General features: G+C 49.0%; 8 protein-coding genes and 1 pseudogene. All 9 read left to right on the top strand.

The window, feature by feature from the left end:
- Positions 1 to 527: pseudogene (locus QZP87_RS14730) on the top strand (hypothetical protein); the annotation flags it as partial.
- A gap of 43 nt (positions 528 to 570) precedes the next feature.
- Entirely contained in the window at positions 571 to 2931 is a 2361-nt protein-coding gene (locus tag QZP87_RS14725) for an AAA family ATPase (RefSeq protein WP_291323683.1), read from the top strand.
- Between the two features lie 112 nt (positions 2932 to 3043).
- Positions 3044 to 3712, top strand: coding sequence for a hypothetical protein (locus QZP87_RS14720; protein ID WP_291323682.1), 669 nt, complete (start codon positions 3044 to 3046; stop codon positions 3710 to 3712).
- 56 nt (positions 3713 to 3768) lie between these two features.
- Positions 3769 to 5343 carry a class I SAM-dependent DNA methyltransferase gene (locus tag QZP87_RS14715; protein WP_291323681.1) on the top strand — a complete coding sequence of 525 codons (1575 nt, stop codon included), beginning with the start codon at positions 3769 to 3771 and terminating at the stop codon, positions 5341 to 5343.
- Positions 5333 to 6769, top strand: a complete 1437-nt coding sequence (locus QZP87_RS14710; protein ID WP_291323680.1) for a restriction endonuclease subunit S — start codon at positions 5333 to 5335, stop codon at positions 6767 to 6769. Before QZP87_RS14715 ends, QZP87_RS14710 begins: the two co-directional genes overlap by 11 nt.
- 403 nt (positions 6770 to 7172) lie before the next feature.
- Positions 7173 to 7502 carry a GIY-YIG nuclease family protein gene (locus tag QZP87_RS14705; RefSeq protein WP_291323679.1) on the top strand — a complete coding sequence of 110 codons (330 nt, stop codon included), beginning with the start codon at positions 7173 to 7175 and terminating at the stop codon, positions 7500 to 7502.
- A gap of 382 nt (positions 7503 to 7884) precedes the next feature.
- On the top strand, positions 7885 to 11112 hold the full coding sequence (locus tag QZP87_RS14700) for a type I restriction endonuclease subunit R (protein ID WP_291323678.1): 3228 nt from the start codon (positions 7885 to 7887) through the stop codon (positions 11110 to 11112).
- Between the two features lie 86 nt (positions 11113 to 11198).
- A complete protein-coding gene (locus QZP87_RS14695; protein ID WP_291323677.1) occupies positions 11199 to 11480 on the top strand; it encodes a type II toxin-antitoxin system Phd/YefM family antitoxin in 282 nt (93 codons plus the stop codon).
- Positions 11477 to 11803, top strand: coding sequence for a type II toxin-antitoxin system RelE/ParE family toxin (locus QZP87_RS14690; protein ID WP_291323676.1), 327 nt, complete (start codon positions 11477 to 11479; stop codon positions 11801 to 11803). The genes QZP87_RS14695 and QZP87_RS14690 overlap by 4 nt, the downstream gene beginning before the upstream one ends.
- Positions 11804 to 12070 lie beyond the last annotated feature (267 nt).

Genomic DNA, 12070 nt, shown 5'->3' with positions numbered 1-12070 from the left:
CCATGGAATCATTGAAACGGCTTTCGAGATCGGACGTCATGGATTACATGTCAAATCCGGTTCCCCTGCACCGCTTTGCCGAAAGCATGAGCGGCTATTTTCTTGCAGCTGTCAGATTGATTTGTGAAAAGTATGGAGGGGATGCCTCTCAAATCTGGAAGGATAAGCCTTCCAGCGCCGAAGTTGTCTACAGATTTTTGGAATTCAAGGGAGTTGGTCCCAAGATCGCCAGCATGGCGGCAAACATTCTGGCCAGAGATTTCAAGATACCGCTTGCTGATTATCACTTTATCGACATTTCGGCTGATGTGCATGTTCGCAGGGTGTTCACCCGCCTTGGCCTTTGTCCGCCAGATTCTACAGTGGACCAGGTAGTCTACAAGGCCAGATCGCTACACCCTGAATTCCCGGGCATGATGGATTTGCCATGCTGGGAAATTGGAAGGCAGTGGTGCAAGTCAAGAATTCCGATCTGCCATGATTGCAGTATGCGGGATATTTGTCCGACAGGATCAACTCAGACTTAATGCAGTAAAAATTAGCAACTTTATGTGCTTTTAGGTTTTTAAAATGCTCAAGAGAATCCAGAAGCTTGAAAATATTGGACGCTTTGGGGCCGCTTCATGCGGAGCGGCCGAGTTTTCCAAGCTGACCTTAATATTTGGGAGAAATTCCTACGGCAAATCAACTTTATCAGAGATCCTTCGCAGTCTGGGCACAGATGATGTCCAACTCCTCATGCATAGAAAGACAATCCCTTTGTCCTCTGCTCCCCAGGTGGCAAAGCTATCGTTCATTCCGAATGGGCATACGAGCGAAGTCATGATTTCGGCAGGTATAACCAGTTGGGATCTTGGTGGCATTGACAGACCAAGTATAGCTGTTTTCGACGATGCTTTCTTTCACGACAACATCTTTGCGGCACGCCAATTCACAAGATCAACAAAGGAGAACTTGAGCTCATTCATCTTGGGGAAACAAGGCGTCCAGAGTGCCCAAAACATTGCTGATAAGAAGAAGCTCAAGGGTGAGAAGACGCGAGAGCGCAATCAACTTCTGCGGGACGGTTTTTCAGACATTCAAGACTTAAAGGGCTTCCTATCTCTTCAAGTGTCTGACACGAAAGATCAACTAGAGTCGACGATAGAGCTTCAACAGAAACAATACGCATCGCTACAGAAGAAGAAAGGGAGCATAGCCCAAATTAAGCAAAGATCCGTCTGCAAGGAAATTGCCCTGTCTCTCAGTTTAGAAAGCCACATGGCAAGGATTAATTCATCTTTGAAAACGTCGATAGAAACTCATCATGAAAAAGCTAGTCAACGTGTCTCCGCGCACATTTCCAGCAACTTTATGGAAAAAGAAGGTGCTGAAGCATGGATACAGCGGGGACTGCAACAGAACAATGGTGAAAGGTGCCAGTTTTGTGGGCAAAGGCTTCAAGAGGACGCGAAACAGCTGCTGGAAATGTATAGGCAATATTTTGACGAGTCCTTTAAGGAACATGAAGAATCAATTCGGCGTGAACTTGACGGGGAGTTCAGTAATATCAAAGGTTATTCAATCGCACCCACTAAGCTTAAAATTCAAGAGAATCTCAACGCGTGTCTCAGTTACCCCGAATTACTGGAAGATGAGTCGTATTCGGATGATAGAAATCTCCTGGGGACCTTGTCCAATGAGCTAACCGAGGCACTGGACGTATGGGACAAGGAGCGAAATAAGCTTGTTCTGGAGGTAGAAGAGCGAGTTGGGCTCAAGCTGAAAACACCTCACCAGCCTCAGCCAGAGCTGGTCGGCAATTTTGCTGAGCCGGAAAACGAGCGGTTACAGCTGTTGGCTGTTCGCTACAACGAGTTAGTGAAACTAATCGGTCTCCAGCAGCAGAGTTTCAAAGATAGTTCAGAACCGGAAAAAATCGAAGAGGAACTACGTGCTTTAGCAACTTCCGGGAAAAGCACGAAATTGCACCTTCAACGCTTGGAAAAGGATGCGCTCGTATCAAGACTGGCAACGCTTAATGGAGAAATCCAAGCTCTTCGCGCTGAAATCACCACTCTGGAAACAAACCTAAAGGCACAACAGAGTACTTATCTACAAAGTTACTTTTCCTCCCTCAATAAGTGGTTTCATGAGTTCGGGAGCAGAGATTTCCGCTTGGAAATGGAGTTGGATTCGGCTGGGCACACCCCTGTCTACTACCTGAGGGTTCTTTTTAAAGGAGAACACATTTCAGAAAAGAACCTTGCAAAAATATTTAGTGAGTCGGATCGTCGAGCATTAGCGTTAGCTGTTTTTTGGGCCCACATCGATAACCTGCTGGATACATCTGAAAAACAAGCCCTGCTTGTCGTTCTCGATGATCCCGTGACGTCGTTCGATAACAGTAGAATCAGCGCGGTACATCATGAAATCATATCTCTATATAAGAAGGTACGGCAGCTTGTCGTTTTGAGTCACTACGAGACGGATGTCGCCAAATTTCTTCTTGTGTATGGAAGGAATCATCCAGTGAACCTCCTAGCAATCGAGAACGCCGGAGGAGCATCTACTCTGTGCTGTAAGAATGCAGATGAGTTTGTTCACAGCGATCACGAGCTAAAGCGGCGCCAGATCACAGCATTTGCTGATGGGCATCAAAATAGCCATGCGGCAGGAGATCTTCGAATCTTCTTGGAGACGGAACTAACTTTCAGGTTCTCTCGGCCTCTTCAAGCAGTTGGAGCGTTCGAATGCATGCTAGGCGAGAAAATTGACCGCCTTGAGGAGGGGGACTTCATTTCAGCGGCCCTTGCTCAACAGGCCCATTCTTGGAGGGAAAGGTTGAATCCCTCCCATCATTGCTGGACAACCGATGACATTGAGGACCAAAGGCGCACAGCGGCTAGATTTATGGATTTTATTTACAAAGATCTATGTCCAGCAGTATGAGTCGCAGTCACAAGCCCGCACATAACGAGGCTTTTTCAACGAAGCACAAAAAACCGCACTCCCTGAAAGACACGTTAGACTGCATTACTTCATGAATTCTTTGGAGGAAGATTTGAATGTAGATGAGAAGGTCACTATACGGCTCCGCGAATTGATTGAACGAGGGGAGGCTGTTCTAGCCACTCGGAGGGACCCCCCTCGTAATACAATTGGATTTGATGCATTTGTTGATTCACAACTGGCGTATCAGTGGTTTACGAGTGTCCAGAATGTTCTTTCGCGAGTCTTTGGAGCAGACAGTGAGCATTACAAGAACTTCTCGTCGCAACCTATAAGGCAAGGCCTGACCTATGCCCCTACACGACGCGCATTGGGGGTGCTCCAAGCTGCTCTTGAAGACTACGAACAAGGCTACCTATTCAACCTCAGAGAATTAATCGAGGCAGAGGTATTCAGCGATTTTTTAGATCAGTCTGAAACACTCATTTCAGCAGGATACTACGCACCTGCCGCTGTGGTCATCGGATCTGTGCTTGAAGATTCACTTCGCCGACTCGCAGAACGAGCCGAATTGGAGCTGCCTGATAAACCCAAACTTGATAGGGTAAATTCAGTATTGGCGAAAGCTGGTGTCTACCCAAAGCTTACTCAGAAACGTATCACCGCTTTTGCGGACATACGAAATAGCGCGGCACATGGTGAATGGGATGCATTCGGAGGAGAGGACGTGAAAGACATGCACGCTTGGGTGTCTCGGTTTATTGAGCAGCACCTCGCTTAGTGAGAACGAAGCGCTTTATCCATTACACCCCAACCTGCAACTGTCAAAATATAACAATGCCCAAAAAATCAAATACCAACAAGAAAACCAAGAGCTTTGAGCAGACTTTATGGGAGACGGCGGACAAGCTGCGGGGGACGGTGGAGTCCTCGGAGTACAAGCATGTTGTCTTGAGCCTGATCTTTCTCAAGTTTGTCAGTGACAAATTTGAAGCGCGTAAGCAGGAACTGATCCAGGAGGGGAAAGGAGCCTATATCGACATGGTGGAGTTTTACACCATGAAGAATGTCTTTTACCTGCCGGAGAACTCGCGCTGGTCCTATATCCAAAAGCAGGCCAAACAGGATGATATCGCGGTCAAGATCGACTCGGCACTGCACTCCGTGGAGAAGAACAATAAATCCCTCAAAGGTGCGCTGCCGGATAATTATTTTACCCGTATGGGCCTGGACCAGAGCAAGCTGTCAGCCCTGATTGATTCCATCAACAATATCGATACTGTCTGTGACCAGGAAAATGACGTGGTGGGACGGGTGTATGAATATTTCCTGGGCAAGTTTGCAGCCACCGAAGGCAAGGGCGGCGGGGAATTTTATACGCCCAAGTGCGTGGTCAACCTGATCGCTGAGATGATCGAGCCTTATAAGGGCAAGATTTATGATCCATGCTGCGGATCAGGGGGAATGTTTGTCCAGTCGGTTAAGTTCGTTGAAAGTCACCAGGGGAACCAGAAAGACATTTCCATTTACGGCCAGGAATACACCAGCACCACCTACAAACTGGCCAAGATGAACCTGGCCATTCGCGGCATAGCCGGAAATCTGGGCGAAATGCCCGCAGATACATTTTTCAAGGATCAGCACCCGGATCTGAAGGCCGATTTTATCATGGCCAATCCTCCTTTTAATCTCAAGGCGTGGCGCGATCCAGATGAGCTGACCGATGATCCGCGCTGGAGCGGCTACGAAGTACCTCCCCCAGGCAATGCCAATTATGCCTGGATACTGCACATTATCTCCAAGCTGTCTGAAAACGGCGTGGCCGGGTTTGTGCTGGCCAATGGCTCCATGTCCACCAATACCAGCAGTGAAGGGCTGATCCGCCGGAAAATTATTGAAAACGACCTTGTGGACTGCATGATCGCTTTGCCGGGGCAGCTGTTCTACACCACGCAGATTCCAGTCTGCCTGTGGTTTTTGACCAGGAATAAAAAGGCCAGGGCTGTGGAAGGCCACAGCGAGAGCAACCGCCGCAATCGCCAGGGAGAGACCCTGTTTATTGATGCCCGAGGCATGGGAAGCATGATCGACCGTACTCATAGGGAACTTACCAGCGAGGATATTGCCGAGATTGCCAGCACATATCATGCCTGGCGGGGCGAAGCCAAAGGCGGCACTTACCAGGATCAGCCTGGATTCTGCAAAGCTGCCACCCTGCAAGATATCAGGGACAATGATTATGTACTGACTCCGGGGCGCTATGTAGGAGCGGCAGAAATTGAGGATGACGGCATCCCTTTTGAGGAGAAAATGAGCAAGTTGACCCGGAAGCTGTATCAACAGATGGAGGAATCGGAAAAGCTGGATGCGATGATTCGGGAGAATCTGGAGGCGCTGGGTTATGGGGAGTAAAATAAAAATCGTCAAGCTTGGCGATCTTTATTTGGAACCTTCTCGAAATGGTCTTACTAAGCCCAAAAAAATCAGAGGAAGGGGCTATAAGTTTATTAATATGGGAGAAATATTTGAGTTCGACAGGATGTTAAATATTCCTTGCGACCGTGCACCGCTGAGTAAAAAAGAGGCAGCAAGTTCATTATTACAAAGAAGTGACCTTCTGTTTGCACGCCAGTCATTAGTTTTGTCCGGTGCAGGAAAATGTTCTATCTTTTTAGGTGACAATGAGCCTGTGACATTTGAATCACACCTAATTCGTGTGCGGCTGGATCAAGCAAAAGTTATTCCAGAATACATTTATTATTTCTTTAAAAGCCCTCAAGGTAGGGCTGAGATGGGAACAATCATTGAACAAGGCGCTGGCCAAGCTGGAATTCGCGGCAGTGATTTGGCTGGCTTGAAGGTTTTCTTTCCCTCAATCTTACAACAACAGCTTGTCACTAAAATACTTTCATCACTTGACGACAAAATCGAACTCAACCGACAGATGAATGCCACCTTAGAGTCAATGGCTCAGGCAATGTTCAAAAGCTGGTTTGTTGATTTTGATCCAGTGATCGACAATGCCTTAGCAGCAGGCAACCCCATTCCTGAACCCCTGAAAGCCAAGGCAGAAGCCCGGAAGGCTCTGGGGGACAAGCGTAAACCACTCCCGCAGGAGATTCAAGAGCTGTTCCCCAGCCGTTTTGTCTTTACTGAGGAACTGGGGTGGATACCGGAGGGGTGGGAGGTAAGTACAATAGGTGATCAAGTTAATACTGCCGGAGGGGGGACACCCAGTACAAAGGATGATTCGTACTGGGCTGGCGGGGTGCATGCCTTTTGTACTCCAAAAGATATGTCCAGACTCAACTCTATTATTTTGACAGACACTGAGCGGCATTTAACCGATGCTGGAGTTAATAAAATAGCATCTGGCCAGCTTGAGGCCGGGGTTGTTTTAATGTCCTCAAGAGCGCCTATTGGATACCTCGCAATAAGCAATATTCCGGTTTCAGTGAACCAGGGGATCATCGCCATGATACCAAGTGAGAAGTACGGTTCAATGTATCTTCATCTCTGGGCGTATTTCAATATGGAACAGATTACAGACAGGGCTAACGGAAGTACCTTCATGGAGATCAGCAAAAAAAATTTCAGGCCCATCCCTTTTTTGGTTCCCGAAGATAAGATCCTTAAGTATTTTAATGAGCAGTCTCATTCAATTTATTTGAAACTGCTCTCACTCTCCGAGAATATTGTCGAACTTACCAACCTCCGCGATACACTCCTACCCAAACTTATCTCCGGGCAGCTGCGCCTGCCTGATTCCTTGATCGATAAATTTGCTGAACAAGCAGACAGCCATGATTCTGAGCAAAGCATCTCCGAGGCGATATGAGCAGATTCACCGAAGCCCAGCTTGAGCAGGCCATAATTGAGCTTCTTGGCCGGGAGTAGTATCCGCATGTTTTGGGGAAAACTCACTGGACCCCGGATCAAGTCCGGGGTGACGGAATCGGAACCGACGTGACGATAAAAGTAAGTCAGTTCCATTATCCGTCATTCCGGCGTAAGCTTGTCCCGGGCTTGAACCGGGAGCCGGAATCCAGAAAAGAAGACCAGGTGCCAGCAAGACAGCACTATATCCAGAACAGCAGGAGAAATTCTGGACCCCGGATCGGGTCCGGGGTGACGGCAAAAGTAAGTCAGTTCCATTGTCCGTCATTCCGGCGCAAGCTTGTCCCGGGCTTGAACCGGGAGCCGGAATCCAGTAAATTGGACCGGGTGCCAGTAAGACAGCAATGAGTAAGCAACCAGCAGTATACATTCTGGCCAGTAAAAGGAATGGGACGCTCTATGCAGGTGTCACATCGGACCTCATTAAAAGGGTCTGGCAGCACAAAAACAACCTGGTGGAAGGATTTACCAAACGCTACAACGTTCATCAGCTTGTCTGGTATGAATTGCATGATAATATGCAATCAGCTATTGAACGGGAAAAGCGTATAAAAGAATGGAAACGCAAATGGAAATTAGACTTGATTGAGAGCATGAACCCAAACTGGACGGACTTATACCATGAGCTCATTTCACTGGATTCCGGCTTACGCCGGAATGACGGAGAGGGGTAGCAGCCTGGTTTAACCGTCATCCTGGACCCCGGATCGCGTCCGGGGTGACGGTAAAAGTAAGTCATTTCCATTATCCGGGACCGGGGTGACGGTAACAGTAAGTCAGTTCTATTGTCCGTCATTCCGGCGTAAGCCGGAATCCAGTAAACCAGACCGGGTGCCAGCAAGACAGCACTATATCCAGAACAGCGGGATTAATCCTGGACCCCGGGTACGTCATCCCGGTCCCGGATCGAGTCCGGGATGACGGATCTGGGACCGGGGTGACGGTGACGGTAAAAGCAAATCAGTTCCATTATCCGGGACCAGGGTGACGGAACCGGGAGCCTGAATCCAGGCAGTCTGCTTTTCACATTTTATAACCAGGTTTCTGTAGTAAAAAATGAACTTCACCGAAGCCCAGCTTGAGCAGGCCATAATTGAGCTTCTTGGCCGGGAAGATTATCCGCATGTCTTGGGTGAATCCCTGACCCGGGAGCCCGGGGAGGTGCTGATCAAGGATGATCTGCGCACCTTTTTGAAGCGGCAATACGGTCACGAGGGCATTACTGATTCCGAGATCGAAACCATCATCCGCAGGCTGGAATCCCTGCCTGCATCTGATCTTTATTCCACCAACAAGGCCATTATGAAGATGGTCTCGGACGGGTTCCTGCTCAAGCGGGAGGACCGCACCAGAAAAGACCTGTTCATCCAGCTCAGTGATTACCGTGACCTGACCCGGTTCCGTACTCCCCGGCCAGGTGATCTGCCCGTCATCGGCAGGGACGAACCTGGCGCTTACGGTGAAAAAGGCAATATCTTCAAGATAGTCAGCCAGCTGGAAATCACTGGCTTTGAAAAGCGCATCCCTGATCTGATCCTGTACATTAACGGCCTGCCCCTGGTTGTCTTTGAATTCAAAAGCGCCATCCGGGAAGAGGCTACAATTCATGACGCCTACATACAGCTGACTGTCCGCTACATGCGCGACATCCCGGAACTGCTCAAGTACAATGCCTTCTGCGTGATAAGCGACGGGGTGAACAGCAAAATGGGGTCCATGTTCGCCCCTTATGAATACTTTTATGCCTGGCGCAAGATCAGTGCGGACGATGCGCTGGAAAAAGACGGCATAGATTCCCTGCTGACCATGATCAAAGGCCTGTTCAACCAGCAGCGGCTGCGCGACGTGATCCGCAACTTCATATTCTTCCCGGACAGTTCGCGCAGGGAAGAAAAGATCGTCTGCCGCTATCCCCAGTACTACGCAACCATAAAGCTTTATAACAATATCCTGAAGCACCGGCGGCCCGGAGGCGACGGCAAGGGCGGCACATATTTCGGGGCTACCGGCTGCGGCAAGAGTCTGACCATGCTTTTTCTGACCAGGCTCCTCATGAAAAGCCTGGATTTTGCCAGCCCGACCATTGTGCTCATTACCGACCGCAACGACCTGGATGATCAGCTGTCCAGGCTTTTCACCAGTGCCAAAGGCTTTGTGGGCGACGATGCGGTTGTGAGTGTGGAAAGCCGGGAAGATCTGCGCAGCAGGCTCAGAGGGATTGAGAGCGGCGGGGTTTTTCTGACCACCATCCACAAGTTTACAGAAGACACCAGCCTTTTGACCAGCCGTGATAATGTGATCTGCATCTCTGATGAAGCCCACCGCAGCCAGGTCAACCTGGAGCAAAAAATCAGGATAACGGACAAGGGGGTACGCAAAAGCTTCGGGTTTGCCAAGTATCTCCATGATTCCCTGCCAAACGCCACTTATGTAGGTTTTACCGGCACTCCCATTGACGCCACCATTGATGTTTTCGGAGATGTTGTGGATGCCTACACCATGACCGAATCCGTACAGGACGGAATCACCGTGCCCATTGTCTATGAAGGCCGGGCAGCCAAGGTTTTACTGGACAATGCCAGGCTTCAGGAGATTGAGGATTATTACAACCAGTGCGCTGAGGACGGGGCCAGCGAATACGCCATTGAACAAAGCAAAAAGGCCAGCGCCAGCATGCAGCTCATCCTGGGCGATCCGGACAGGCTCCGGGCGGTGGCCCGGGATTTTGTCGAGCATTATGAAAAACGGATTAATGAGGGTTCAAGCATAAAGGGCAAGGCCATGTTCATCTGCAGCAGCAGGCCCATTGCCTATGAGCTGTATAAGGAAATCATCGCCCTTCGTCCTGAGTGGAACAGGGTTCTGGCCTGCGAGGAAGGAGCAAGACTTAGCCGGGCAGAGCAAAAAGAGATCAAGCCCGTGGAGCGGATCAAAATGGTCATGACCAGGGGCAAGGATGATCCCCAAGACCTGTATGACCTGCTTGGCAATAAGGAATATAAAAAAGAACTGGACCGGCAGTTCAAGAATGAAAAGTCCAACTTCAAAATCGCCATTCTGGTGGATATGTGGCTGACCGGTTTTGATGTCCCATCCCTGGATACCATGTATATTGACAAGCCGGTCCAGCGCCACACCCTGATTCAGACCATTTCCAGGGTCAACCGCAGATACGGTGACAAGCAAAAGGGTCTGGTGGTGGACTACATCGGCATCAAAAAACAGATGAACCTGGCCCTGGCCCAGTACTCCAAAACCGACAGGGCCAACATTGAAGAAATCGAGCAGTCCATTGTGGTGGTCAGGGATCATCTTGATCTGCTGGCCAGGATGTTTCACTCCTTTGACCAGACACCCTATTTTTCCGGCAACCCCCTGGAACAGCTGCACTGCCTGAACATGGCCGCGGAGTTTGTCCAGCTCACCGAGGCCATGGAAAAGAGGTTCATGGGCCTGGTGCAGCGGCTCAAGGCCGCCTATGACGTATGCAGCGGAACCGATGAATTTTCCCGGCAGGAACGCGACCAGGTTCATTTTTATCTGGCTGTGCGCTCCATCGTGTTCAAGCTGACCAGGGGAGATGCTCCGGACACGGCCCAGATGAATGCCCGGGTCCGGGAAATGATCAAGGACGCGCTGCAAAGTGAAGGCGTGGAGGAAATCTTCAAGCTAAGCCAGGATGGAGGCAGGGAAATCGACCTGTTTGATGATGATTTCCTGAAAAAAATTGAAAAGATAAAACTGCCCAACACCAGGATAAAACTGCTCCAGCAGCTGCTTAAAAAGGCCATTGAAAATTTCAAAAAAGTGAACAAGGCCAAAGGTGCTGATTTCTCCAGAATGTTCAAGGCCCTGGTGGACAGGTACAATGAACGCCGGGAGCAGGATATCCTGGTCAGCAGTGTCCTGGACGACTTTACCGATGAAATCATGGACCTGTACCAGGCCCTGAAAAAGGAGAAGGAGTCCTTTGCCGACCTGGGTATAGATTTTGAGGAAAAGGCCTTTTACGATATCCTCAAGTCCCTGGCCCTGAAATACGATTTCATCTATCCTGAAGATAAGCTCATCCCTCTATCCAAAGCAGTCAAGGAAGTTGTGGACGACAAAGCCAGATACACGGACTGGGACCGTCGCGACGATATCAAGGCCGAACTCAAGGCTGATCTGATCATCCTTCTGGCCGATCACGGCTATCCCCCGGTGGACAGGGATGAAGTTTACAAGGAGATCTTTGAGCAGGCCGAGAACTTCAAGAAGTATCAGAGCAGGGTGGGGGGTTAGCCTGGCAGGAGACCTGCTGAGCAGTTGCATTAAAACTTGACTTTCGGTCCGAATATGGTATTTTATTCAGACTGGAGGAAAATAATATGAATATTACAAACGATATTAAACCGGTTACTTATTTAAAATCACGTGCGGCCGATTTACTCAGGCAAATTAATGAAACGCATCGGCCTGTTATAATAACCCAGAATGGTGAACCCCGAGCTGTGCTTCAAGATCCTCAGAGTTACGAAAATATGCGTAATGCCCTCGGTCTGTTAAAGCTGATTTCAGCAGGTGAAGCCGATATCAGGGAGGGACGGACAAAGTCACAAGAAGAAATGTTCGATGAAATCGAGGGTGCACTGAAAGAAAGCTGCAAATGAGCCAAGCATACCATATTAAATGGGCTGCTGTTGCGCAAAGCGATTTGAAACAAATAATTGATCATATAGCAGTTGACAGCCCGGAAAATGCGCTGCGAGTACTGAAAAAACTCAGAGAGAAAGCAACAAGTCTCTACACCTTGCCTGATCGGGGCAGAATCGTACCAGAACTGAAAGATCAGGGTATACACATCTATCGAGAGATAATTGTTCCTTCCTGGCGGATTATTTACAGAATATCGGACACAAATGTTTTTGTTTTATCCGTTATAGATTCAAGACGGAATGTTGAAGATATATTGCTGGATCGATTCGTCAAATAAAAGATTTGCCAGACAGTATCAGATAATAACCCTCCTTCAGCTCTTTTTTGGCGTGGCTTTATTGCCTCAACTACGGTCAGGGTTTTGCCCTCACACCTCCCCTGAGCACATAATGCACATTGCCAGGGTGGGGCCTGTTGGCTATATAACCTGGTAAAGGAACTGTTTATGTCTTCCATGTGGCCTGCATACAATGAACTGGCCTGGACTGAAGATCTTCTGGCCGATCCGTCGGAGTATGAATACGAAGCCGGGTTATATGCGGAT

The organism is Desulfonatronospira sp. (assembly GCA_003563255.1).
GTDB lineage: Bacteria > Desulfobacterota > Desulfovibrionia > Desulfovibrionales > Desulfonatronovibrionaceae > Desulfonatronospira.
Note: the sequence above shows the minus strand (reverse complement) of the source record. Positions and strands in the feature narration are given on the sequence as shown.

What these genes read in the sequence shown, in the direction of transcription:
- QZP87_RS14710 (WP_291323680.1), top strand. Translation starts at nt 5,333, where the DNA reads ATGGGGAGTAAAATAAAAATCGTCAAGCTTGGCGATCTTTATTTGGAA.
- QZP87_RS14700 (WP_291323678.1), top strand. Translation starts at nt 7,885, where the DNA reads ATGAACTTCACCGAAGCCCAGCTTGAGCAGGCCATAATTGAGCTTCTT.
- QZP87_RS14725 (WP_291323683.1), top strand. Translation starts at nt 571, where the DNA reads ATGCTCAAGAGAATCCAGAAGCTTGAAAATATTGGACGCTTTGGGGCC.
- QZP87_RS14715 (WP_291323681.1), top strand. Translation starts at nt 3,769, where the DNA reads ATGCCCAAAAAATCAAATACCAACAAGAAAACCAAGAGCTTTGAGCAG.
- QZP87_RS14695 (WP_291323677.1), top strand. Translation starts at nt 11,199, where the DNA reads ATGAATATTACAAACGATATTAAACCGGTTACTTATTTAAAATCACGT.
- QZP87_RS14705 (WP_291323679.1), top strand. Translation starts at nt 7,173, where the DNA reads ATGAGTAAGCAACCAGCAGTATACATTCTGGCCAGTAAAAGGAATGGG.
- QZP87_RS14690 (WP_291323676.1), top strand. Translation starts at nt 11,477, where the DNA reads ATGAGCCAAGCATACCATATTAAATGGGCTGCTGTTGCGCAAAGCGAT.